The 24318-nt window shown below is 56.5% G+C and carries 25 protein-coding genes and 1 pseudogene; 23 read left to right on the top strand and 3 right to left on the bottom strand.

Annotation, left to right across the window (positions count from 1 at the left end; genetic code table 11):
* Positions 1-56: 56 nt before the first annotated feature.
* Positions 57-1209 (bottom strand): annotated as a pseudogene (locus CNQ84_RS13970) (IS3 family transposase).
* 190 nt (positions 1210-1399) lie between these two features.
* Here CNQ84_RS13970 and CNQ84_RS13965 point away from each other — a divergent pair.
* Entirely contained in the window at positions 1400-2176 is a 777-nt protein-coding gene (locus tag CNQ84_RS13965) for a CHAD domain-containing protein (protein WP_165771299.1), read from the top strand.
* Between the two features lie 26 nt (positions 2177-2202).
* Here the strand turns inward: CNQ84_RS13965 and CNQ84_RS13960 are convergent, their stop codons facing one another.
* Positions 2203-3684 (bottom strand): Fic family protein, encoded by a 1482-nt coding sequence (locus CNQ84_RS13960; protein ID WP_096005457.1) that lies wholly within the window; start codon positions 3682-3684, stop codon positions 2203-2205.
* A 228-nt stretch (positions 3685-3912) separates the two neighbouring features.
* Between CNQ84_RS13960 and CNQ84_RS13955 the strand changes: the two genes are divergently transcribed.
* The 13 genes from CNQ84_RS13955 (at position 3913) to CNQ84_RS13895 (ending at position 16699) form a co-directional block, all read left to right on the top strand.
* Complete coding sequence (locus CNQ84_RS13955) at positions 3913-5922, top strand: DNA topoisomerase III (RefSeq protein ID WP_096005456.1); 2010 nt, start codon at positions 3913-3915, stop codon at positions 5920-5922.
* A 775-nt stretch (positions 5923-6697) separates the two neighbouring features.
* Entirely contained in the window at positions 6698-6907 is a 210-nt protein-coding gene (locus CNQ84_RS13950; RefSeq protein ID WP_096005455.1) for a hypothetical protein, read from the top strand.
* Between the two features lie 21 nt (positions 6908-6928).
* Positions 6929-7321, top strand: a complete 393-nt coding sequence (locus CNQ84_RS13945; protein ID WP_096005454.1) for a hypothetical protein — start codon at positions 6929-6931, stop codon at positions 7319-7321.
* A 160-nt stretch (positions 7322-7481) separates the two neighbouring features.
* Positions 7482-8198: a DUF5983 family protein gene (locus tag CNQ84_RS13940; RefSeq protein ID WP_096005453.1), complete on the top strand. Its 717-nt coding sequence runs from the start codon at positions 7482-7484 to the stop codon at positions 8196-8198.
* Positions 8199-8647: 449 nt separating this feature from the next.
* Entirely contained in the window at positions 8648-9562 is a 915-nt protein-coding gene (locus tag CNQ84_RS13935; protein ID WP_096005452.1) for a DUF3577 domain-containing protein, read from the top strand.
* A gap of 125 nt (positions 9563-9687) precedes the next feature.
* On the top strand, positions 9688-10515 hold the full coding sequence (locus tag CNQ84_RS13930; RefSeq protein ID WP_096005451.1) for a DUF932 domain-containing protein: 828 nt from the start codon (positions 9688-9690) through the stop codon (positions 10513-10515).
* A gap of 195 nt (positions 10516-10710) precedes the next feature.
* The gene (pilL2, locus tag CNQ84_RS13925) at positions 10711-11277 is read left to right on the top strand and encodes a PFGI-1 class ICE element type IV pilus protein PilL2 (RefSeq protein ID WP_096005450.1); all 567 of its coding nucleotides are present in this window, start codon (positions 10711-10713) and stop codon (positions 11275-11277) included.
* Positions 11274-11912: a hypothetical protein gene (locus CNQ84_RS13920; protein WP_096005449.1), complete on the top strand. Its 639-nt coding sequence runs from the start codon at positions 11274-11276 to the stop codon at positions 11910-11912. Before pilL2 ends, CNQ84_RS13920 begins: the two co-directional genes overlap by 4 nt.
* Before the next feature lie 46 nt (positions 11913-11958).
* Positions 11959-12669, top strand: coding sequence for a TIGR03759 family integrating conjugative element protein (locus CNQ84_RS13915; protein WP_096005478.1), 711 nt, complete (start codon positions 11959-11961; stop codon positions 12667-12669).
* Positions 12651-13247 carry a lysozyme family protein gene (locus CNQ84_RS13910; RefSeq protein WP_096005448.1) on the top strand — a complete coding sequence of 199 codons (597 nt, stop codon included), beginning with the start codon at positions 12651-12653 and terminating at the stop codon, positions 13245-13247. The genes CNQ84_RS13915 and CNQ84_RS13910 overlap by 19 nt, the downstream gene beginning before the upstream one ends.
* On the top strand, positions 13244-13786 hold the full coding sequence (locus CNQ84_RS13905; RefSeq protein ID WP_096005447.1) for an integrating conjugative element protein: 543 nt from the start codon (positions 13244-13246) through the stop codon (positions 13784-13786). The genes CNQ84_RS13910 and CNQ84_RS13905 overlap by 4 nt, the downstream gene beginning before the upstream one ends.
* A gap of 4 nt (positions 13787-13790) precedes the next feature.
* On the top strand, positions 13791-15953 hold the full coding sequence (gene traD, locus CNQ84_RS13900; RefSeq protein ID WP_096005446.1) for a type IV conjugative transfer system coupling protein TraD: 2163 nt from the start codon (positions 13791-13793) through the stop codon (positions 15951-15953).
* Complete coding sequence (locus CNQ84_RS13895) at positions 15950-16699, top strand: TIGR03747 family integrating conjugative element membrane protein (protein WP_096005445.1); 750 nt, start codon at positions 15950-15952, stop codon at positions 16697-16699. The genes traD and CNQ84_RS13895 overlap by 4 nt, the downstream gene beginning before the upstream one ends.
* 51 nt (positions 16700-16750) lie before the next feature.
* On the opposite strand, the gene CNQ84_RS13890 is transcribed toward CNQ84_RS13895, so the two are convergent.
* Entirely contained in the window at positions 16751-18127 is a 1377-nt protein-coding gene (locus CNQ84_RS13890) for a hypothetical protein (protein WP_096005444.1), read from the bottom strand.
* A 164-nt stretch (positions 18128-18291) separates the two neighbouring features.
* Between CNQ84_RS13890 and CNQ84_RS13885 the strand changes: the two genes are divergently transcribed.
* The 9 genes from CNQ84_RS13885 to CNQ84_RS13845 all read left to right on the top strand — a co-directional run bounded on the left by CNQ84_RS13885 (position 18292) and on the right by CNQ84_RS13845 (position 24273).
* Positions 18292-19194, top strand: coding sequence for a bacteriophage abortive infection AbiH family protein (locus tag CNQ84_RS13885; RefSeq protein ID WP_096005443.1), 903 nt, complete (start codon positions 18292-18294; stop codon positions 19192-19194).
* Between the two features lie 356 nt (positions 19195-19550).
* Positions 19551-19865, top strand: a complete 315-nt coding sequence (locus tag CNQ84_RS13880; RefSeq protein WP_425439972.1) for an integrative conjugative element protein, RAQPRD family — start codon at positions 19551-19553, stop codon at positions 19863-19865.
* Positions 19862-20095: a TIGR03758 family integrating conjugative element protein gene (locus CNQ84_RS13875; RefSeq protein ID WP_036989927.1), complete on the top strand. Its 234-nt coding sequence runs from the start codon at positions 19862-19864 to the stop codon at positions 20093-20095. The genes CNQ84_RS13880 and CNQ84_RS13875 overlap by 4 nt, the downstream gene beginning before the upstream one ends.
* A 16-nt stretch (positions 20096-20111) precedes the next feature.
* Positions 20112-20471 carry a TIGR03745 family integrating conjugative element membrane protein gene (locus tag CNQ84_RS13870; protein ID WP_096005441.1) on the top strand — a complete coding sequence of 120 codons (360 nt, stop codon included), beginning with the start codon at positions 20112-20114 and terminating at the stop codon, positions 20469-20471.
* A gap of 10 nt (positions 20472-20481) precedes the next feature.
* On the top strand, positions 20482-20880 hold the full coding sequence (locus tag CNQ84_RS13865) for a TIGR03750 family conjugal transfer protein (RefSeq protein ID WP_096005440.1): 399 nt from the start codon (positions 20482-20484) through the stop codon (positions 20878-20880).
* Positions 20877-21563 (top strand): PFL_4703 family integrating conjugative element protein, encoded by a 687-nt coding sequence (locus CNQ84_RS13860; protein ID WP_096005439.1) that lies wholly within the window; start codon positions 20877-20879, stop codon positions 21561-21563. The genes CNQ84_RS13865 and CNQ84_RS13860 overlap by 4 nt, the downstream gene beginning before the upstream one ends.
* Positions 21560-22471, top strand: coding sequence for a TIGR03749 family integrating conjugative element protein (locus CNQ84_RS13855; protein WP_096005438.1), 912 nt, complete (start codon positions 21560-21562; stop codon positions 22469-22471). Before CNQ84_RS13860 ends, CNQ84_RS13855 begins: the two co-directional genes overlap by 4 nt.
* Complete coding sequence (locus CNQ84_RS13850; RefSeq protein WP_096005437.1) at positions 22461-23858, top strand: TIGR03752 family integrating conjugative element protein; 1398 nt, start codon at positions 22461-22463, stop codon at positions 23856-23858. Before CNQ84_RS13855 ends, CNQ84_RS13850 begins: the two co-directional genes overlap by 11 nt.
* Positions 23839-24273: a TIGR03751 family conjugal transfer lipoprotein gene (locus tag CNQ84_RS13845; protein ID WP_096005436.1), complete on the top strand. Its 435-nt coding sequence runs from the start codon at positions 23839-23841 to the stop codon at positions 24271-24273. Before CNQ84_RS13850 ends, CNQ84_RS13845 begins: the two co-directional genes overlap by 20 nt.
* The last annotated feature ends 45 nt before the right edge of the window (positions 24274-24318 follow it).

Raw genomic sequence — 24318 nt, 5'->3', positions numbered from 1 at the left:
AATTCAAGACGTGAACTGATCCCCTGGGGATAGTGCTACTGAAGTCCAGGGGGGTTCTACCCCGCTTCCACGGACGGTTTTAAAGAGCCGAAAACTTCAGATCTTGCTGAGCAACTCTACGACGCATTCGTGGGTTATGAAACCGCTCAATATAGTCGAACAGATCCGCTCGCGCTTCATCAAGTGTCCGGTACGATTGATGAGCAACACGCTCGCGCTTGAGTTGGCCGAAGAAGCCCTCACAAGCCGCGTTATCGCCACAATGGCCAACGGCACTCATGCTGCAAACCAGCGTGTTTCGGCTCAGAAAGCGCTGATAGTCGACGCTGGTAAATTGGCTCCCCCTGTCAGAATGTAAAATGACCGACCAGTTACCCTGACGCTGCCAAATCGCCATCTCCACTGCCCGGATGACCATCTGCCTATCTTGGCGATGATGCATCGACCAGCCAATCACTAGCTTGCTGTACAGATCCAGCACTACACACAGGAAGAGCTTGCCCTCCAGCGTGGCTATCTCCGTGATATCCGTGACCCATTTGCGCTCCGGCTCCAAGGCATTGAAGTCGCGTTCCAGTAGATTTTCCACACCTGTTGGGCGGCCAGACGTTACTCGGCCAAAGCCACGTCTCTTCCTGCGCGGCCAACCTTGAATTTGCTCTGCGGCCATCAAGCGAGCAACACGGTTCAGGCTGGCGGTTTCACCTTCGAATAGGAGATCCTCGTGCATGCGAGGCGCACCTATTGCACCGCGGCTATCCTCATGGATCTCACGAATACGCTTTATCAGGCGCGCATTATCCTGAGCGCGTGGGCTTGGCTCACGATCTTGCCAGTCGTAATAGCCACTGGCAGACACCTTCAAACAACGGCACATCAGTCGGACTGGGTACTCGTTGCGGCAGCGCTGGATCACCGAGTACCGTTCGATGATTCCCTGGCAAAGTACGCTGCCGCGTCTTTTAAAAAATCACGTTCCTTCGTCACTCGGGCCAGCTCGCGCTTGAGGCGGGCAAGTTCTTCATCTCGCGGGTTGCCTGTGCCGGGAAAAGGCTTCTCAGCTGCTCGCGCCTCACGCACCCAGCGATTTAGCAAGCTTGGCGCCACCCCGATCTCTTGAGCTATCTGACGACAACTGGTGCCTGAGCGACGGGCCAGTTCTACGGCCTCCCGTTTGAACTCCGGGCTATATTGTTTGCGCTTGGACATGAACACTCCTATGACTCCACATGAGTCTACTTGAAAGTGTCCGTGTTAGCGGGGTAGAACCCGGGAGAGCTTCAAAAACGCTCGTTCAGGAGCTTCAGTTTTCTGCTGACTTTGGGCACCCAAACTGCCGCTTCGCTGAATCTCTGCTAGCCTCATTTGGAGTCACTGCACAGTACGAATGGAGCAGGGTATGTTTCTGGACAAATATGTTGCAGAAATTCAGAATCTCACAGCGGTCCTGCGTGACGCATACAGGCGTCTGGATGAGAATACGGATGATGAAGCGTTGCATGACTTGCGCATCGCTGTCAGGCGTATTCGCAGCTTGCTTGGTCCACTCGGTTCGTTACCCGAGAACCAGGCTTTACGCGAGGCCGCAGCCGAGGTCGGGCGACTTACGACCCCCACCAGGGATCTGGAAGTACTCATCGCTGAACTGGATCAGCGGGGCTATTCGGCGCTGGCGGACGGAAGACGTAAATTGTTGCAGGCCGAGTACCGGGAGATTGTCCAGGCACCGGAGTTGCAGCGTCTGTTTGCCGAGCTCAAGCAATGGCCCGCAGCGTTTGCCAGATCAGATCTCGGCGGCGACTCACCTGAACTCAAGCGCATCATCGGCAAGGCGCTGAACCGGCAGGTCAGAAAACTGTACGCTGGGGTCACTGATGCCGAGTTCGACCGGCATAAGCTGCGCATACTGGTCAAACGCACCCGCTATATTACCGATGCATTTCCGTCACTATCACCACTACCAGCAGTAGCGACGACTTCCCTGAAGAAGGCTCAGTCTGCGCTTGGCGGATGGCATGATCACTACCAATGGTGTCTCAGGGGGCAGCAAGAAGTCGATCTGGAACCCTTGGTCAAGGGGTGGAGTAAGGCGCAAAAAGAAGAGTTGAAGGCAGCCGAAGCCGCACTGAAGAAACTGGCCAATACGCTGCCAAGCGAGCATGCCATGAACAAGTAAGCCTCGTTTCTCACTTAACGGGTAGCTCAGGGCGTGTTTGGATTCAGCAAAGCTTGGGCCTGTTGCTCGATGAAATCGAAGACTTCCTCTGGGACAGTGTATTGGTATTGCTTGCGTCGATTCTTCGACATTACCCCGCCGTTGGTAAGACACATCATGACCAGGTTAGCCAGGTCACTGCCACGCACATCGTAGTTTTCATTCACAGCTGTGACAATTTGGTCGAAGCACTCCAGAAATTCTGTCTCCTGTTGGAGTTCGACTTCGAGGGCGCGCTGGGCCATTTCGAGGGTGAAGGTGACGCCGGGTGTAGCATCCCAATAGCGGTAGATTGCTGGGTGTCCGGTGAAGTCGAGCGTCAGGTTACCGTAATCAATCCAGAGGACGTTCCAAAAATCCCGTGCGGGCTTTGAGAAGGCTTGCAGAGCTTCAAGGTAGCGACCTTCGTCGCGCTTCATTGCAACCGAAACCGGTAATAACAGACCATGTTCCAGCGCACCTGAGCGGCACAGTGTCTGGTGGATAAGGAATCGGGATAGCCGGCCATTGCCGTCCATGAAGGGGTGCAGAAACACAAAGCCGAAGGAAATGATGCCCGCCGCTACCAACGGGTCAATCTGGTTTGGAGCTTCATTAGCGAACTGAACGAGCTCTTCCATCAGTTCCCGGCACAGTTCGGGTGTCGGTGGAACATAGGTCACGCCGGCCGCTCCCGGCAATGCACCGGCCAGGTGATTCTGCTCATGGCGGTAAGCCGCCGCCATGTCTAGCTTGTTCGAGACAGTGGCGTTCTGTAACGCCACCAGATAGTCCTCACTGAGAGGGTGCCGATCATGCGCCTGGCGTAAAAGCTCAATAAAGCGATGTGCCTTGTCCGTACTCGGTGCTTCGCGCTCAATGGCAAATGAGTCTTGAGTCTCGCTGAGGTAGGCCCAGTTGATCGCCCGGTCCATCATCATTTTGGGTAGCGAGTCGATAAATGCCCTGGCTCGTCCCAGAATGTCGTGGTTAAGTAAGCCTTCCAGTTCTGCAGTCCGCTCCACAGTTGCACAGTAAGAAGGTGAGCCAAGGCCGTTGAATTCAACCCTCCAACGTGAATTCCTAGACCCAGTCCTAGTGATGTAACGCTCAGGGTCGAACAGGGGAATGAAAACGCCGCGCACGGGGGCATGCTGTGTGACGGGTTCGTCAGCAAATGCCTCTCGGAGATAACAAGCCTTGCGGATGTAGATGCCGTTGGGCGACTCCCGCAGAACCATCTCAAATGCATGTAGTGGAATCTGGGGGAGGGTCTGGGCGAGGATACCGAGGTTTATGCCCTCGTGCTTCAGAGCAAATAATACGTGTCCGAGGATGTCATCAGAGGCGGGTGCCATGGCTGCCGGTACTGCCAAGGTATTATCAATCCGTTCCAGCCGGGTGACAGGCTGAACGATGGCAGGCTGGCGCAGAGGAAGGGCTGATATCCCGAGGGCTTCTTGAATATAGGAGTAGCCAACTGCGTTCACGTGAAGAAATCCTCATTTTCGCTTTTTTGAGAGAAATTTTCTTTACGAGGGAAAGAAAATCTTGATTTACATAAATAATACCTATTTTTTATTGATTTTCCAGTGTTTCGCACATCGTACCTGATTGAAATAGGTCGGCTTGGCGTTCTGCTTGTTTACTGATCACATTACTACCATCAAACACCCTTGATCTCATCTTCTTCAGCATCACGAATTGGGTGAGTCAGCATGCGGTTGTTTCTGTGCGAGAAGCCCTCCCAGGGTAAAGATATTGGCCGGATACTCGGTGCCACCCAGCGCGGTGCAGGATGTTTAAACGGTTCAGGCGTCACTGTCACCTGGTGCATAGGTCATCTTGTTGAAGCAGCACCGCCCGAGGCGTATGGCGAACAGTTCAAACGCTGGTCCATCGAGCAGTTGCCGATCATTCCCCCGCACTGGCGGGTGGAGGTCAAACCGAAGACCGCTTCGCAATTCAACGTGGTCAAGGGGTTGCTGGCCAAGGCGACTGAGCTGGTCATCGCTACGGATGCTGATCGTGAAGGTGAGTTGATAGCCCGCGAAATCATCGATTTGTGCGGTTATAGTGGTCCGGTCGAGCGCCTGTGGCTGTCCGCGTTGAACGATGCGTCTATCCGTGCAGCTCTAAGTAAATTACGACCCTCTGCCGAGACGCTGCCGATGTACCACTCGGCATTGGCTCGCTCACGCGCGGATTGGCTGGTGGGTATGAACCTCAGTCGACTGTTCACGGTGCTTGGGCGGCAGGCTGGCTACGATGGTGTACTGTCGGTCGGTCGGGTTCAGACCCCCACGCTCAAGCTGGTGGTAGACCGTGATCGAGATATAGCACGTTTTGTTTCGGCACCCTACTGGGCGATTGACGCGGTATTGTCTACAGGTGGTCAGCCGTTCACCGCACAATGGGTTGCACCTGATACCTGCACTGATGATGCTGGCCGCTGCCTGGAGCAGTTGGTGGCACAATTGGCCGAGCAGCAGATACGCTCTACCGACAGTGCTCAGGTGGTATCTGTCGAGACTGAGCGTGTGCGTGAAGGACCACCACTGCCGTTTGACCTGGGCACCCTGCAGGAAATGTGCTCAAAGCAACTGGGGTTGGATGTACAGGAAACCCTGGATATTGCCCAAGCGTTGTATGAGACGCATAAAGCCACGACGTATCCGCGTTCTGATTCCGGCTACCTGCCCGACAGCATGTTTGCTGAAGCACCTACTGTTCTCGATAGCTTGCTCGCGACCGACCCGAGCCTGCGACCGATCATGGATCAGCTCGACCGCGCCCAGCGCTCGCGGGCATGGAGCGATGCCAAGGTAACGGCTCACCACGGAATTATTCCCACACTCGAGCCCGCCAATCTGTCGGCGATGAGCGACAAGGAAGCGGCTGTATACCGTTTGATCCGCGCCCACTATCTTGCGCAATTTCTTCCTCACCACGCATTCGACCGGACTACGGCAAGACTCTCCTGTAGCGAACAGCTATTGCAGGCTATTGGTAATCAGGTAGTTGTACCAGGATGGCGGCTGGTTTTGGTCGAGCCACAGCCCGACGATGTTGAAGCTGATGCGGCTCCCCGCAGCCAGATACTACCCGCACTCTATGGGGGGCTGGCATGCCAGGTAGACAGTGTCGACCTCAAGGCACTCAAGACGTTGCCGCCGCGTCCTTTTACGCAGGGCGAACTGGTCAAAGCCATGAAAAACGTTGCCAAGCTGGTGTCCGATCCGCGGCTGAAACAGAAGTTGAAAGACACCGTGGGCATCGGGACCGAAGCGACCCGCGCCAATACCATCAGCGGCTTGATTGGCCGAGGCTATCTGCTCAAGAAGGGACGGGCCATCCGCGCTTCGGATGCGGCCTTCACGCTTATTGAGACCGTACCTGCTGCTATTGCCGATCCGGGTACGACAGCGGTGTGGGAACAGGCGTTGGACATGATCGAGACCGGCCAGCTCTCTCTTGATAGCTTCATCGACAAGCAGGCAGCCTGGGTGACGCAGTTGATTGTGAAGTACCGTGATACATCGTTGTCGATCAAGGTTCCCCAGGGGCCACCGTGTCCCCAGTGTGGCAGTGCCACACGGCAGCGTAGCGGCAAGAACGGACCATTCTGGTCTTGCGTGAAATACCCCGAATGCAAGGGGACGCTGACCATCGAACCGGGCAAGCGTACCGCGCCCCGCAAGCGTCGTGATGGCCGGAAAAGAGCATGAGATACAGTAAATCCCTTGTCGCGTTGACCTGACTGCGGCAACGTGACCCCGCTCCGCAATATGACGGGGTATCCAGCACGCAAAACCTTCTAATGCGGTGTGCGAGCCCTTTTATGTAGGGTCAGAAGGTCTTGTCCATCCAATTACGTTCTAGCGTATTCCATTGATCAGTGACATTTCCGCTCGTTCAGAAGAGTCTCCTGATGCCTTGCCTGTCTCAAGCAGGTCCAGCCATCAGGAGACCCTTCGGGGTTGGCGGTATTCGATGCCGGTGCCCGCCGGTGAAACAACGGGCTCCTTTTGTGCGCGGATGTGTGCCAGATAATGCCGACCTCAGCCACGACAAGGGTCGGGTGAATGCTGATACAGGTATCCGGTTTCACCGACAACCGCAGCCTGCGCCAGTACACGGGTGGTTTATTTATCTGAGCCGAAGGCTGGGTGCCTTCGGCGTGTTTATCCCACAAACCATACGGTTGGATAACGCTGTTGGTGCGGACGAATCCGATTGCTGCAATTTCCCGTTTCCGGGTGACGTAGCCAACCGCCCGGACTGATGCTGGTACCCGCTATTACCGACCTTGTCGGTGATTCGCCAGCAGTCAAGGGTTCAGGCTGCCGCGGGTTTTATATCTCGTGTTACCCAACCAGTCCGCTATCGCATCGAGTCTGCGGACGTACGCAACCATGCGTCGATGCTGATTAATCCACCACCGCCAGCGGGAGCTGCCATCCCGCAAGGGTAGGGCAGTCTCGCTTTCCAAGGAGTCTGACCATGAACCAACACGAATCTTTCGGCCAATTGGCCCTGACCTACGCAGGTATCCATCTGCCGCTGGAAGTACTTTGCAGCGGTGCTGGTTATTACATAGGCACACGCGATGCTGAAGGCCCGGTTTCTCGTGAGTCCGAGTACTTCCCCACTTCAGCAGAAGCTCAGCGTGCCTTCGACGAAGGTAGCTGGACCCAGCGGCCCAATCCCTGATCCAACCCAGGAGGAATCGTCATGAATCAATTGCTGCCAGTCGGCGTCGTTGGTAACCGCATGCGCGAAGAACGCCATTTTGTGAGTGCGCCTCACGTCTTCTTGCAAGCCTGGAAGCGAGGTGTCGCGATCGCCGGTCCTGAGTGGTTTGGTGACGGCACTGAAGCGGGACTAAGAACGGCTACAAACAAGTGGGACTTATGTCCAAACCTGTGGGTGCTCAATGATGCGCTCGATATTCTGAGTGGCGGAAAGCGTCTTTTCCTGTCGGTCATGGTGAGCTTCTACAACGCCGAGGAGGGCGGGGCAATGCTCGAACGCTGTGGATTCATGGGGTTGGCTGACCTTGCCGCTCTGGATCTGGAGCGGCGCCAGGTGATCGCCGATTTGGTGCTGAACTACAGCGGTTGGTAGATCAGCTCCGGTGTATTGCCTCATTCTCATTGAACCCATGCGGGACAGGTAGTCTACTTCGACGCCACACTGCCCCTCGTTTCAATCTTTCCGTTTCCCATCTGCTGGAGCTAATCCCAGCAGGGGTTGGCTCTTGCCCAATCTCTGTAGGAGAAACCTGATGTCTCAGCTTGATAACCCATTTATCCGCGGATACCGCAGCTTGCACATAGCCCGGCAGCTACTTATTACCCATGCAGATGATTACCCTCCAGTCTGGCGGTCACTGCATCCTGTTCAGGCACACCTGTCCGAAGAGCAGATTAACCAATTCCCTTGTGTGTTTGATGGTTACTTTGCAGTGATTACGGAAGGCCAGCAGGTGCCGCAATCTCTGGAAGACCAATGCCGATCCATGGGTATTGTGCGCTCTGTTGTCTATGCCATTAGCGGTCAGGACTTTGATGGAAAACCTGTGCATTTAGGGGACTTTTACCTGGAGGAGGCCGCACGTAAAGTGATGAGCCGCTTGAGTTTCGAGACAGGCGTTTACGGTCGTGTCTGGGAAATCAGCACCGCTCATATCACCAAAGCGTCGAGCTGTTACTTGTCGGAGCTTGCGGACATTGCCACACCGAGTGGGCTCCTGTTCGAGGTCTTTCGTTTCCCGTACGGCTCGACCCTCGGCGTCAAGCTGATCGCCACGCCCTGGACGGATGAGAACCTGATGCACGTTGATGGTATCACCGCCGAGCAACTGCGCTGGGAGTACCTGTCGCAGGGCATTCCAGATGACCTGGTACAGATTCTTCACCTGGCTGGCCAGGCTGACGTGCGCATTCTCATTTTTGATGCGGATGCGCCCGAGCTACCAGACCTACCGCTTATGGAGGTCTGACAGGCTCGGTCTGCGTTCACCTTCCTTTCCCTTCGTACCAGCCCGTTTTACTCAAGAGGCTGGGAAGTCCCTTTTCCCTGGAGATTTTCCATGGACCACCAACTTATTCGTCAGCAACTCCCGAGGCTGCGTTCATCCCGCCATGATAATTCTCAAATACGGTCGAATGATGGAACCCATTCTCGATGGCAGGTAAGTCTGGATGGTGTAAGGCTTGCCCCATGCTTGCTGACGTTGTCAGCGACATGCCAGGCAACCCTCGGTCTTAGAGGTTGCGACGCAGCGCATGCTGTGTGACCGATCCAGTTCGCACCGCATCCGGTTTTTTGCGAACGTCATCGGTTTACCGGTGAAGGATGCTTGCCTTCTTAACCCAGCGCGGGGTTACGCACTTTCCCCGCAACCTGGGGCTGGTGTGTCTCCGCTTTATTTTCCAATGGAGATTCACCATGAGCACGACTTCCACTGAAAAGCAGTACTTCGACCTTCATACATCAGGTATCGGCTATTTGCAGCGTGTCCGCAAAGTCCCCGTCAGGGGCGGTCGGCGTGCTGAACCGTTTCTGGCATGCACAATCGCAGCCCTTGTTGGCTCGGTCAAAGATCCCACCTATCGTTATTTTGATCTCAAGGTGTCAGGTGCCAAGGCCAAAGAACTGGTGGCCCGCTATGTTGGTGTTGATGATGGCAAGCAACGTCCCTTGGTTCACTTTCGTATTGGTGATCTCTGGGGTGATGCCTTCATTCGCAACAAGGGTGATCGAGCAGGCGAGCCTGCAGCCAGTCTCAAGGGGCGTCTACTCAAAGCCGAGCTGGCTGATAGTGCAGCGTTTGCTCACTTCGACAAGTTCGAGCTGATCACGCGAGGCATCGGATATCTGAATCGCCCCCGGGCAGTTACGCCGCAGGCAGGTGACCCTTTCCTGGCGTGCTCTATCGGAGCTTTGGCTGGGCCAGTTGGTGAACCTGACTATCGGTACATCAATACTATTGTTGCAACGACTGACACTCAGCACCTGGTTCGTCGCTGTGTCGAGGCCATTGAGGCTGATCGCAAGGTACTGATCGCTTTCAGGCTAAATGATATCAAGGCCGACCCCTACATGCGTACCAAAGGTGAGCAGGCAGGGGAGCCCGGTGTCAGCCTGGAGTCGAAACTGGTCCATATCGGTCTCATCAAGATTGATGGTCAGCGGGTTTACCCTGAATTGGCGACGGACACTTTGTCGTCCTCAATACATAACGAAGTCACGGCTGACGTCAGTGGAAGTGACTTTGAAACAGCAGCAGAGATGCCGCCTCCCGAGCAACATCAGGAAAGCGCTACTGCACCGCAAGAGCAGGTATCAGCTGCCTCGTTCTGATCAAGCACCCCCCTCGGGGGGCACTTTCCAGGCTCCCTTTCAGAGAGCATTCATTACGTCCCAGTCCATCACCCCGCCACGATCAACATCTTGGCGGGGTGTATTGTTATCTCAGGAGAATAGTCATGTCTCTCGCTTCACGTTTTTCAACTCGTGCACCGGTACTGCGTTCGGATCGTCCGCTGTCGGACGACCAGATTCGTGCGGTAGTACCTTCCATTTACGCTGACACACCTCATGGCAGCCGCTCTGAGCGGTATGTGTATATTCCCACAGTCGCTGTGCTATCGAAGCTGCGCCAGGAAGGTTTTGAGCCATTCATGGTCTGCCAAACCCGCGTTCGCAATGAAGAACGCCGGGACTTTACCAAGCACCTCATCCGTCTGCGCCACGCCAGTCAGATCAACGACAGTGAGGCACATGAAATTATCCTCCTCAACTCCCACGACGGATCATCGTCCTATCAGATGCTTGCCGGTATGTTCCGCTTTGTCTGTCACAACGGGTTGGTGTGCGGTGATACCGCCGCCGATATTCGTGTGCCCCATAAGGGCGATGTTATTGATCAGGTGATTGAAGGCGCCTATGAAGTCCTTGAGGGCTTTGAGCGTGTCGATCAAGCACGTGAGGAAATGCGTGCCATCACCTTGGATGCGAGTGAAGAGCATCTTCTTGCCCGTGCCACATTGGCGCTCAAATACGACGATCCTGAACAGGGAGCGCCGATCACAGAGGACCAACTGCTTGCCCCCAGGCGTCATGACGATCACAAGCCAACCCTGTGGTCTGCATTCAATCGAATCCAGGAAAACCTCATCAAAGGCGGTTTGTCAGCACGCACGGCCAATGGTCGCAGACAGAGAACACGGGCGGTGCTTGGCATCGACCAGAACCTGCGTCTGAATCGATCATTGTGGATGCTTACAGAAGGCATGCGCCAACTGAAATCCTAACCCAGAAGAACCTTGCTCCCTATGAGCGAGGTTCATTCCACCCACTGATCTGTCGTAAATCCGGATAGTCGACTTGCAGCATCCGCCATTTGAGGATGACCATTAGAACCCGGTTTGCCCCAGTTCCCATTCTCTGCTGATCTGAACACACGGCTCGATGAAGGTATTGGCTTATTGCAATAGGAAGCCAAGCCCATGTACGCAACCCTCTCGTTTCCGCGCCTGATTGTCTGCAGCGTGATCGGTGCAGCTGCTGCCCTTGGGGGCTGCGTGAGCACACCCGTACCCATAGAGCCTCTGGCCATTGAGCCAGCCCGGCAGACCTCCGAGGCAGCGACTGAGTTTGTTCCAGTGGTTCGCTATAACCGCTATACCCTGGTGGAACTGGCACCAACGGCGGCGCAGCGTGATCTATTGCTGCAAACCGTCGATGTGTCCATACCCGGGGATGTCCATGCCACTGTCGGTGATGGATTACGCCATGTGCTCAAGCGCAGCGGCTACCAGCTTTGTAAAAAGACACACCCCGTAACCGATTTGTATGTGCTGCCGCTACCGGCAGCACACCTGCATCTCGGCCCAATGACCCTGCGTGATGCGCTGGTCACCCTGGCTGGGCCAGCCTGGGAGCTGCATTCGGATGACGGTAAACGCCAGATCTGTTTTGAGCGGGTAGGGGGTGTAACTCCAGCTATACCGACACCCGAACCGACAGTCACAGAGGCGGCCAGGTCGTTCCCGTTAACGGGAGATCAGCCATGATCAACATGCGACTGTCTCCCCGGCGAGTAATAGCCTTGGTCACTGTCCTCTGGCTTTGGTTGCTCTGTCTCAGCATTTTCGTATTCATTGGGGCTCGGGTGATGAATGACATGGCCCACCAAGAGCAGCAGCTCGATGCCGGTCTGAAGCACCTGGAAGCACAGCTCATCGGGCTGGCCGAGACCAGTCAGGTATTGCAGCAGCGGCCTATGGGCGTGACGGATGCAGAGTTGCAAACCACCCGCCAGGCGATGGAGGACAGAATTGCACTGGTTGAGCAGGCATTGGATGGGTTTGCTTTCACGGAAGACGTTCAAGCGTTGCGTAGTGAGTTCGAGCAAGTCATGGCGCGTCATAAGAGGGCGCGTGCCCCAGTACCTGCCCAACCACGCTCGACCAGGCCCACTGTGACCAAGCCAGTGCCGCAGTCCTTGCCGTTTCGCGTTGTAGGTGCCGAGCTGCGCGCAGGTCAACGCAGCGTATCCGTCGCGCCAGCCGCCGATTATCTCACCACTGAACAAATTCAAGTGCTGTTGCCGGGCGATGCTGTTGGCCCGTGGCGCTTGCAGGCCGTCGAGTCTGATACCGCCGTGTTCCAGTCCCATGGTCAGACTCGCCGCCTGGCGATTCCTTGATGCGGAGCCCCGGGTGATGAAACGCCATTCGATTCTTCCTTTCATCATGCTGATGCCGGTGTTCGTTGGGCTGAACTTCCCGGTGTCGGCGCAGCAGGCGTCCCTGCAGGACTCAAGCATCCAGCCGATTCATACCCGCCAGAGCCAGGTCGCGGCTAGTCAGGACATACGTCTGGCGAAGGACTGGGGTCTGCGCGAAGACGAGTTCTCACGCTACCGAGAGCTGATGGAAGGGCCCTTGGGCATCTATTCGCCAAACCTCGACCCACTATCAGCACTGGGAATCGAAGCTCGCTCTGACGAAGAGCGGCAACGTTATGCCGAAATGCAGGTGCAGGCCGAATCGCGCCGTGTCGAAAAGCTACTAGCCTACCAACGCGCCTACGATGAGGCCTGGCAGCGCCTGTATCCCGGGATGCAGCGTGTGAGTCTACCCGATGCCGTGCCAGACAACGCTGCGGTGCGTAGTAATGGTCGCATGACTGTTTTTGTAAAAGAGGACTGTGCGGCCTGCGTTCAGCTCGTACAGCGGCTGCAAACCTCTGGAACCGGGTTTGATATTTACATGGTCGATAGCCGTCAGGATGATGCACGCATCCGTGATCTGGCCAAACGTATGGGTATTGATCCGGCCAAGGTGCGTAGCGGCGCGATCACATTGAATCATGACGGTGGACGCTGGCTGTCAATGGAGCTACTTGGGGATCTGCCGGCAGTGGTACGCGAGGTGAACGGCCAATGGCAGCGTCAACCGTAAGCGCCTCGCAGACACTGGGTGTATTGTTGTTCGCCATGGGCTTGTATGTGGGTACGGCCCTTGCCCAAGAGATTCCGCCTCCAGCATATCAACTGGCTGCGCAGCGAGCAGGTGTTCCTTCAGTGGTGCTCTATGCCGTGGCGCTGCAGGAGAGTGGGTTTCGTCACAACGGGCGCATCGCTCCTTGGCCCTGGTCACTCAACGTTGCTGGCGAATCTCGCCGTTTCCCCACCCGCGCCGAGGCATGCACGGGGTTGAAACAAGCGCTGCGCAACACATCGTCCAAACGTATCGACGCCGGGTTGGCGCAGATCAATCTTGGCTATCAGGCCCACCGCTTCACCCACCCGTGCGATGTGCTCGACCCCTACCGCAACCTTGGTATGGCTGGAGACATCCTGCGCGAACAGCATATCCCCGGCGAGGATTGGATTCAGGCGATCGGTCGCTATCACCGTCCCGCAGGGGGTGAACCTGCTGCACGGTATCGGCGCAGCGTATCCCGACACCTCATTCGCCTGCAGAGCGGGCGCTCCAGCATCACGACGTTTACCCCGCGACAAGAGACCTCACCATGACAAACAACTCACGTCCCGTCCTGAGAGGACTATTCATATTGCTGGTGGCGACGCCACTGGCCTTGCACGCAGCCGATCCACTGATCGTGGTCGAGGATCACGGTGGCACCTCGGCGCTACCGTACTACGAAGCGCTGAACCTTCAGCCGCGAAGCAATGAGGGCAGGAGACAGGCTTTGCCAACGCCCCAGGCACCTGCGATACCTGCTGATGAGTCCGCCATGCTGCCAGTACGTAGCGACAGGCTGACGCCGGGTACTGTGGTAAGGCGGGGCATCGATGCTCCTGGCTTGCGCCCGTTCGTGGTTGTTGGCGACGATGAAGCATCCAGGTCGTGGCTCGACCATCATGCGGACTCGCTGCGCGAGCTCGGTGCAGTTGGCCTGGTGGTCAATGTCGAGACTGCACACGCTCTGGAAAGTCTGCGAGCGCTGGTGCCTGGTGTTCCGCTATCACCTGTGGCCGGCGATGATCTGGCCGACCGTCTGGGTCTGCGTTATTACCCGGCGCTGATCACGGCCACCGGCATCGAGCAATGAATCCATGTCACAGAGTCAGCCGGTTGAAGTACTGTTGCGACCAGCGGTGGAGCTATACACCGTGGCGGTATGCACCGGCGCTGCGACATTGTGCCTGGTAGCACCCTGGTCCCTTGCGCTGAGTCCGGTCATCGGAATTGGTAGTGCAGCCGCATTCATGGGCCTGGGTGTCATGCGACTGCGTCAAGCCGGAGCCATCCTGCGCTACCAGCGCAATATCCGTCGTTTGCCACGCTATCTGGTGACCAGTCGAGACGTACCGGTGAGCCAGCACCGCCTGTTTATCGGTCGAGGCTTTCTCTGGGAGCAAAAGCACACGCATCGGCTGATGCAGACATACCGTCCAGAATTTCGCCGTTATGTTGATCTGACGCCGGCATACCGGCTGGCCCGACGGCTGGAAGAGAAGCTGGAGTTTGCCCCGTTCCCACTATCGCATCTGATGAAGCTCACCGGCTGGGACGTGCCATTCAACCCGGTGCGACCGTTGCCACCGGTGGGTGGCCTCCCTCGACTGCACGGCATCGAGCCGGAAGAAGTGGATGTCAGCCTGCCACTGGGTGAGCGGGTGGGCCATTCGCTGGTGCTGGGTACCACGCGTGTGGGCAAGACGCGGTTGGCCGAGCTGTTCATCACCCAGGATATCCGCCGCAAGAGTGCAGCCGGGGAGCATGAGGTGGTTATCGTCTTCGATCCCAAAGGTGATGCGGATCTTCTCAAACGCATGTATGTGGAAGCCAAGCGCGCTGGTCGCGAGGGTGAATTCTATGTGTTTCACCTTGGCTGGCCAGAGATCAGTGCTCGCTATAACGCTGTGGGGCGTTTCGGGCGTATTTCGGAAGTTGCTACGCGCATAGCGGGCCAGCTTTCCGGCGAAGGCAACTCAGCCGCTTTCCGGGAGTTCGCCTGGCGGTTCGTTAATATCGTCGCGCGCGCCCTGGTCGAGTTGGGACGACGCCCGGACTATCTGCTGATCCAGCAGCATGTGGTCAACATCGATGCACTGTTCATTGAGTACGCTCACCATTACTTTGCCAAGACTGAACCGAAGGCCTGGGAGGTCATTGTCCAGCTGGAAGGGCGGCTCAACGACAGAAACATCCCGCGCAACATGATCGGGCGCGAGAAGCGCGTGGTCGCACTGGAGCAATACCTGAGCCAGGTGCGTAACTACGACCCGGTACTGGATGGTCTGCGCAGCGCCGTCCGCTATGACAAAACCTATTTTGACAAGATCGTCGCCAGCCTGCTGCCGCTGCTGGAAAAGCTCACCAGCGGCAAGATCGCCCAGCTGCTCGCGCCGGATTATTCGGACCTGTCCGACTCCCGTCCCATCTTCGACTGGATGCAGATCATCCGAAAACGCGCCATTGTCTATGTTGGCCTGGATGCCCTGTCGGATGCCGAGGTAGCTGCAGCAGTCGGTAACTCCATGTTCAGCGACATGGTGTCGGTCGCTGGCCACATCTACAAACACGGAATTGATGATGGTTTGCCGGGCGCAGTGGCAGACGCTCGAGTGCCAATCAACGTTCACGCGGATGAGTTCAACGAGCTCATGGGTGACGAATTCATTCCCATGATTAACAAAGGGGGCGGGGCAGGCATCCAGGTGTCTGCTTACACCCAAACCCTCTCGGACATTGAGGCTCGTCTAGGTAACCGTGCAAAGGCGGGGCAGGTGATCGGCAACTTCAATAACCTGTTCATGCTCCGAGTCAGAGAGACGGCTACTGCGGAGCTGTTGACCAAGCAACTGCCCAAGGTAGAGGTCTACTCCACCACCATTGTCAGTGGCGCCACGGATAGCTCGGACATTCAAGGGTCAGCTGACTTCACCAGCAATACGCAGGATCGTATCAGCATGTCCAGCGTGCCGATGATTGATCCCTCTCATGTGGTGCAGTTATCCAAGGGACAGTGTTTTGCGCTTATACAGGGCGGTCAGCTGTGGAAGGTGCGGATGCCACTGCCAGCCCCCGATAAGGATGAGGTCATGCCAGATGACCTTCGGCAGATGGCCGACTATATGCGCCAGAGCTACACGGACTCCAATCAGTGGTGGGTCAGCCTGGGTACACCGGGTTTACAGAATCAGGATCTACCAATCGATCTGCTGCATGATCATGAGGGCACCGACGACGCCAGTGAGACCACGTCAACGTGAGCGATACCGTGTCCACCGCCAGAACCCAGCATAATCAACGGCGTGGCCTGATTGCAGGATTGGTTACCTTGCCGTTTCGCCTGCTGGGTTTGCTGATTGCCTCACTGTTGCTGTCTATCGTGATCGAATGCATCGGCATGCACCTGTTCTGGAAAGAGCAGGGGTGGCGCCATTCGCAGTCCATGTTGCACAGCGAACTGAGCCATCTGTCAGGTCACTTTACCCGCAGTGCCATCGTGCAGGAGCCAGGACGTACCGCCCATCAGCTGGTCGACACCGGATATCACTGGCTGTTTATCAGAACGGGACTGATCGAGAGAATAGAAGCTACAGCCGGCCAGGTACGGCAGGCGGGTAGGGCAGAGATACGGGACTTCCGCTACTTCATTGGCCAGGTCTATGTCTGGAGCGAGCGTTACCTGATTGCCGCAGCCTACATCACGCTGACGTTTCTGGTACGACTACTGGTGCTGGTGTTGACGCTGCCCTTGTTCTTCCTCGCAGCGTTCGTCGGCCTGGTCGATGGGCTGGTGCGACGGGACATCCGCCGTTTCGGCGCAGGGCGGGAATCGGGATTCATATACCACCGCGCCAAAGCGTCCATCATCCCGCTGCTGGTATTGCCGTGGGTGGTTTATCTGGCCTTGCCGGTATCCCTACATCCATTATGGATACTGCTACCCAGTGCTGGACTGCTGTATTTGGCAATGAATCTGACTGCGGGGAGTTTCAAGAAGTACTTGTGATCGACACCATACCCATACAGGACATTAGTCGCTCAAGGAGTGACTGATCAGTCATTCCTTGAGCGCACTGACGACCCTTTCTTTAAGCTCTTTGATGCTTATGAACTTTGTGCCTAACCCAAGGACTGAATAAATAAAATCGCCACGTATACGCAGCTTCTTGTCATCAGTCACGAAATAGTCTGCCTTCCAAGCAAGTTTCAAGTGCTCTGTATCCTGAACACTGCTCCGAATCTTGGTCAGTTCAGAAAGAGGCTCCGTCTGATAGTTTATCAAGTCTAGGAAGTCGCACAGATCCTCAATGCACACCATGCATCCAGTATCACCTTCATATCTGATCGACCTATCAACAAGTTCCCGCAAGGAGAAAGATTTCCCGATCGTTGCCGCACATAGCCAGCGACACAGCTCCCGATCACTCCCATCGTCATTGAAATCAAAGTCACAACTTATGTCATCCAGATAGGGGCGCAGGGATTCGAAGAATACATGAATATCTTTATTAACCCGATTCGACAATTTTGACCCTCTTGAATAATGAGGATATCCCCAATGATTGTAGTGCATCTTTTGTACCTTCAAATCCTCAGCAGCCCTTGTTGCATTTCTCCAGAGCAAAACGCGATCGAATGTAACCTGAATATCTTCCCTGGCAAACATCACACCGTTACCGGATCGCACCAGCATAGTGTTTTCCGTGAGTGCTTCAATCGTATCAAAGTATTCAGCAAGCCGAACACGGCTCATTTTTACACCATCTTCAATTACATAGGGGCTGTAAACAAACTTGCAAGAAACCTTGTTTTTAAAGTTATCTATCTGCCGACTGAAGCCTTGATCTATTCCATATTTGCTAACAACATTCTGGTCAACATAAAATAATTCATCACCAGCAGATGCTTCTGCCGTCTGATAAGCAATCACTTGCTCTTGATCCAGATTTACGTGCGCGAGAATTGTGTCATTACACTTCGCCTGTTCATGAAGGAAATGATCCAACGCCAAGCGGGAAATATTGCTCTTCACCGCATCAACGTATTTCTCATAGAGCAGAATATATTCTGCGGAAATTTTTGACTTAACATAATTGGGAGAAACAACCAGATCCAGCGCAAGGACAACTGGATCTAAATCATTCGGAACAGTAAAGATACGGCACAACTCCGTGACAATCGCTTCGCTTTTCTTGTTTGCGCTAGAAACTCCATGAATGAAAGTGGAGAGTATGTGCAACATGCTGCTAAACTCCAGACACCCTAAGCAGTTTTTCTGGCAGTTCTGTCTCTCACCAACAGCATTGTTCAAGCTTATTAGCAACTGCCAATCTACCGTTGTCAGTAAATGAGAATAAATATTGATATCTGCGATCAATCGTTTTACCAGGCTTTCAATAACAAAGCTTTGGCTGTGTTTAATCAAGCAGTTCATTGCTTTTCTCCATTCAAAGTTCTGAACACATTAAGTGGTTCCACCACCTAGATCATGAGAGCCTACTACTTGCCTTGAACGATGTCCCGCATTGCTCTGTTAACATAGATCGAAAGTCATTCTGGCTCACATATCATCAGCACAAAAAACCGACGGAAAACAAAATGGTACCCACCACGCTCTACATCATCGGAAACGGCTTTGACCTCTGGCACGGCATTCCATCCGGCCTCGGAGACTTCAAGGAGTACGTTCAGGACACGGACAGCGACGTTTACCGTGAAGTGGAGGAGTACCTCTCTGCCGGAGAAAACTGGAACGGACTGGAACTGGCGCTGACCGAGCTGGATGCAGATATGTTGATCGACAACCTCGGTCATTTCATGGCGGCCTACAGAGACGAGGCCTGGAGTGATTCAGGGCATCACGACTTTCAGAATGAAGTGAAAAATGTCGTTGATCGGCTTTCGAAGGAACTGCAGACTCATTTCGCCGACTGGGTTCGTGCGCTACCCGTTCCCACACGCGATACCACCCCGCAACGACTGTCTAGGCTGGATCGTCAGGCACTGTTCTTGAGCTTCAACTACACCAGCACACTGAACGCCGTTTATGATGTTGCTCGTCAGCAGGTGCTGTTTATCCACGGCTGCGCCACACAACCAGACGATACGCTGATCCTCGGCCATGCCTGGAGTCCGTCGTCCAGAAGCTCACTGAATGATCGCCCCGGTATCGAAGAAACCGACGCGCGCCTGATAGAAGCCAACGGCATCATCGACGACTATTTTTCGTCGACCTTCAAACACTCGGCCGACCTTATCGCCCAGAACGCCTCCTTCTTTAACTCCCTGGCCACCATCGAACAGGTGGTCGTGCTCGGCCACTCGCTGTCGGATGTTGATGCGGTGTACTTTCAGGCACTGCTCGCGCAACCTCGCGTAACCCAGGCACACTGGGTCATCGCAGTGCGCGATATGGATGAATGGCCTTCCAAGCTGCTCTTGCTGGCGGCACTGGGCTTGCCACCAGGCGGGGCGGTGCCAGTGCTCTGGCAAGAACTGTAGCTACCGTTTGGTTGTAGCTGCCGTTTGGTGCTTTCTGCTGCGGGATAGGATCACCCTCCAAAGCGGGGAAGGCCAAGGACGGTAAAGATTTCCAAAACCTGGTATCCGTTGGATCGTAAGGCTGCTCCACTCAAGTGAACTGCATTACGGTCAATCCGGGGCTTCTTCTTCGCCTCTCCCCTCCCGCTGTTGCCCCAGCGCTGCTCACTAATACGGTAACTGTGCAGTCCCCATTGTTTGTGGCCTGAAGGCGTCCGTCTCGCCATGATCGGATCATTACTGATCTGACGAGGAATGGTGCGATGGTGCTACGGTTTCCGCTCCGCGTCGTACGTTGCGGCGCGACGGTTCTGTTCATGACCGCCCTGATGGCCGTCGTGCCACTGGCCGCAGCAGCGCAGCGCCAGGATCTCATTGCTGCACTGCGCCAGCTCGACGCTCTGGAGCGCTTCATTGCTCAAAGTGCGGCCCAGGCGCTGGTCACAACGGGCGAACGCTACTACTTCGACTACCCGAGGTTACTCGATGACCTCGCGCACGTTCGTGCCGGCATCCAGTTCCATCTCACTCCATCCCGCGCCCAGCCCCGCGATCTGCAAGAACTCGACGGTGATTATCGAGCCGAGACAGAGCTTTCTGCGCCTCTACAAACCCAGGAGCAGCAGCCATGACGCCCGCACAAACCTCTGCCTTCCTCGCCAACGGGGGGATTGCTCCCGCAGCAATGGCCTCGGCACTGGTCGGTGCGGTATTCGCTGTGCTCTTACTCTGGGGCGTGTGGGCCATCCGGACCGCCTACGTCGGCTGGGCAGAAAACCAGCTCAATCAGCGTCAGTTCCTATCCGTCGTGATCCGGTTCGTAGCGCTGTACCTCGTCCTGACTTTTTTCCTCCTTTCCTGAACCCGGAGACCTGACCATGGGAAATCGCCTGTCCACTACCCAACGCTTCAAGCGCTATACCTCAGGCATCAGCTCGGCGTGCCTGCCTGCCATGTCCTTCGCGCAGGGGTTGCCCACGCTGGAGAACCCTTCCCGTGGCACCGGCGGCGGCATCATGGAAACCCTGCGCAATTATGGGTACGACATCGTGCTGCTGGTGGCGCTGTTGGTTGTGGCCAGCATGTTCATTGGTGTGTGTTATCACGCCTACGGAACCTACGCGGAAATCCATACCGGCAAAAAAACCTGGGGTCAGTTTGGGCTGACAGTTGCTGTCGGTGCGGTCCTGCTGGTTATCGGCATCTGGCTGCTCACTGAAGCCACGGGAATCCTGTAAGGGGGCTGGCATGCCGGAGCATCAACATCTCCGGGCGGACGGCACAGTGTCTTTTTTGCCGCACCGTCTCAATCGCCACCCGGTAGTGGTGCGAGGCCTGACCGCTGATGAGCTGTGGATCTGCTGCGGCCTGACCGGTGCGGTTGGCCTGTTGGCAGGCATCCCGCTCTCATGGATGTTGTCGACCATTGCCATCGCGCCAACGCTTGTTGTTCTGAGTATCACCTTCGGTGTTTTTATCGGCGGCAGCATTCTGCGTCGCAAGAAACGAGGCAGGCCGGACACCTGGCTGTATCGGCAGCTGCAGTGGCAGATCGCCTTGCAGCATCCGCTGCTTGCTGCCTGGGTCGGCGGCCAGGGACTGATTTATCGATCTGGTTTCTGGTCGGTACGCCGGAGCACGCGATGAGCCGTTTCAAGAACGAAGTCGTCCATCTGCAGGCGCATATCAAGACCTTGCGTCTTGGTGCTCTAGCGCTGCTACTGATTGCGCTGGTAATGGGCGGCGGCTGGTGGAGCGCGCCACGGGACCTGACGGTTCATGTGCCACCCGATCTGCGCTCGGGCAGTACCCGGGCTTGGTGGGAGGTCCCGCCAGAGAGCGTCTATGCCTTCACGTTCTACGTGTGGCAGCAGCTGCACCGCTGGCCTACCAATGGGGAAGAGGACTATGCACGCAATCTGCATGTGCTGGCGCCGTACTTCACGCCGGCCTGCCGCACCTTTCTGCAGGCTGATTATGACCATCGCCGTTCTACGGGAGAGCTGCGCCAGAGAGTGCGCGGCATTTATGAGATTCCTGGGCGGGGATATGGCGACGCCCCCTCGGCACGCGTGCGTGTGGTTTCAAATCGTGACTGGGTGGTGACGCTGGATATCAGCGCTGACGAGTACTACGGCGCAGAGCAGGTCAAACGTGCCCTCGTTCGGTATCCCCTCAAAGTCACCAAGGCGGACGTCGATCCAGCCCGCAATCCGTTCGGGCTGGCAATCGATTGCTACGCCGTCTCGCCCCAACGCATCACGGTGCCAGAAACGCTGGAGTCTGTGCCGGAGCGTAGCGGCCTGATGCCGCAAGGAGATTCGCGATGAAGCATTACAGGGTTGTGGGGCTGGGCTTGATGGCTCTGATCCTGGCATCGGTTGCCCAAGCAGTGGAAGTCCTGCACTGGGAGCGGCTGCCGTTAGCGGTGCCACTTCAGGTCGGTCAGGAGCGCATCGTGTTTATCGATCGCAATGTGCGTGTGGGTGTACCCACCAGTGTGGGCGATAGATTGCGTGTGCAAAGTGCGGGTGGGGCTGTTTATCTGCGAGCCAGCGAGCCGATTGAGCCCACACGGCTGCAACTGCAGGATGCGGACAGCGGCACCCTGATCCTGCTGGATATTGCCGCCGAGCCAGCCAATGAAGGTGACCCACCGCTGGAGCCGGTACGCATCGTCGAGAGCAACGCCACGCCTCAGCGCTATGGCCAAGCGCAGGAAGAGGGTGCAAGTACGGCTTCGTCCGTTGAGCAGACACGCTCCCCTCAGCGCGAGACGCCCATCGCCGTGGTGCTGACGCGCTACGCAGCCCAGAACCTGTATGCACCGTTACGCACTGTCGAACCCGTGCCGGGAATCAGGCGGGTGAACCTGCGCCGCGACCTGGTGCTCGACACCCTGTTGCCGACACTGCCGCTACACGCCGAAGCGCTTGCTGCCTGGCGGCTGGAAGACCAGTGGGTGACCGCCGTGCGCCTCATCAATCACAGCACAGAGTGGGTTGCGCTCGACCCTCGTTTGATCCAGGGCGACATCCTTACCGCCAGCTTCCAGCACCCAACACTCGGCCCACGTGGCGTACCGGAAGACACCACCGTGTTGTATCTGGTCACCCGCAATCGAGGCCTGGGGCAGTCGTTACTCCCCGCTATCCAGCGCTTTGATCCCGCTGTGCATTTGCCACACCCCGAAGACCAGAGCACTACCCGCACCATGGAGAACGACCATGCGCAGTAATGGCTTGCTCAAGTGGTTGATGATCCCCATTGGCTTGCTGGTGGTGTACGCGGGCATCCGGCTGTTTTCTGGTAGTGACGGGACAACCCCGCAACAGGGCAGCCTTGATAGCCAGCTTACCGCTGACGAAATGCAGGCGTTGGGCATCGAGGGGGACACGCCGCGAGACACGGTGGCCACGCTGGTGGGGCAAGTTAAACAGATGCGCAGTGAACTGCAGGAGGCCCAAGCGGACAACAAGACGCAACGTGAAGAAAACCTACGCCTGCGTCAGCGTGAAGGCGCGATTGATCAGCGTATCAGCGCAGCGCTGGCGTCAGAGCGTGACAATCTACGCCGCGATCAGCAGCATTTGGAGACAGAGCGTGATGGGCTCATCGCTGAGCTGCAGCGCAAACTGGACACACTGGGTGATAGCAGCGGCCATGCTGACCTGCCGGTGGGCCTGGGGCTGCGCGGTGACGGTGAAGCCGGGTTCCGTGAGAGGGTGCGCTGGGTGGAGCCTGATGATGTCAGGAAGACAGAAGGGCGCAACCGGCCCGGTGAAGATGAGCGCTTTCCAACTAGTTTTGGGCCAGCCCAAAGCATGCTGGACACCACGGTCGAGCATATCGTCGATGCCGGTGCCAGCACGACTGGCATCAACACAGCCAGAGCGGTCTACACCGTACCGACCAACGCCACCCTGATGGGTTCGGTCGCAATGACTGCACTGATCGGCCGTGTGCCCATTGATGGCACCGTGAACGATCCGTACCCCTTCAAGGTGCTGGTCGGCCCCGACAACTTGACCGCGAACGGTATTGATATTCCGGATGTCGCGGGTGCGGTATTCAGCGGCACCGCCAGCGGCGACTGGACGCTGTCCTGCGTGAGAGGACAGGTACGCAGCATCACCTTTGTGTTCCATGACGGCACCATTCGCACCATACCCGAAGACAGCGAGGGTAGCAGTCAACAGAATAACCGACAGGAGGGGTTGGGCTGGATCAGCGACCCCTATGGCATTCCCTGCGTCAGCGGTGCAAGGCGCAGCAATGCACAGCAATACCTCGGTACCCAAGCGCTGGTCACCGCCGCTGGCGCGGGTGTGGCCTCGCTGATCGAGTCCGATAGCAGCCAGATGTCCTACGCCGGAGCAGACGGCTCCATCGGCACCGTAGGTATCTCGGATAACGAAGCGGTTGGGCGCATTCTCGCGGGCGGCGTGCAGGACATGTCGCAATGGGTGAATCGGCTCTATGGCCAGGCCTTCGCGGCGGTCTATGTGCAGCCCGGTGCTCAGGTCGCCGTCCACCTCGAAAAACCCCTTCATATCGACTACGAGCCAGAAGGCCGACGCGTTGACCATCGGGCAGGAGAGAGCCATGCACTCGAACTGGATTAATAAGCTGCTGCTGGCGGCGGTAGTGACGGTGCTTGCTGGCTGTACCACCAGCAAGGAGCAACTGATGCCCCATGGTGACCGCAGCATGCAGGACATCTGGCACCAGCAGACAGGTGAGGGCGGCAGTGGCCAGGTGGCCCGCCGCCAACTGCTTGATGCACGACAAAGCCTGCGACGTCCACTAGAAGAGACAGACAGGCAGGCCGCACTTTCCGAGCAGACGCGCTACACCCGTACCGCAGCGAACGAGATCCGCCGGCAGTTTCAGCGTTTACCGAACCCGGATCTGGTGATGTATGTATTTCCCCATCTGACCGGAACCGATCCCGTCCCGGTGCCAGGCTACTCTACCGTCTTTCCCCTGTACCAGCGCATCCAGTATGCGATGCCGGGTGAGCGCACGGAGGCGTACTGATGGTCTGGCCCTTGTGGCGTCGACGCTCGCCCAGCGTAGCTGTAG

The organism is Pseudomonas abyssi (genome assembly GCF_002307495.1).
Classification (GTDB): domain Bacteria; phylum Pseudomonadota; class Gammaproteobacteria; order Pseudomonadales; family Pseudomonadaceae; genus Halopseudomonas; species Halopseudomonas abyssi.
The sequence above is the reverse complement of the archived record's forward strand: the minus strand, read 5'-3'. Positions and strand labels throughout refer to the sequence as shown.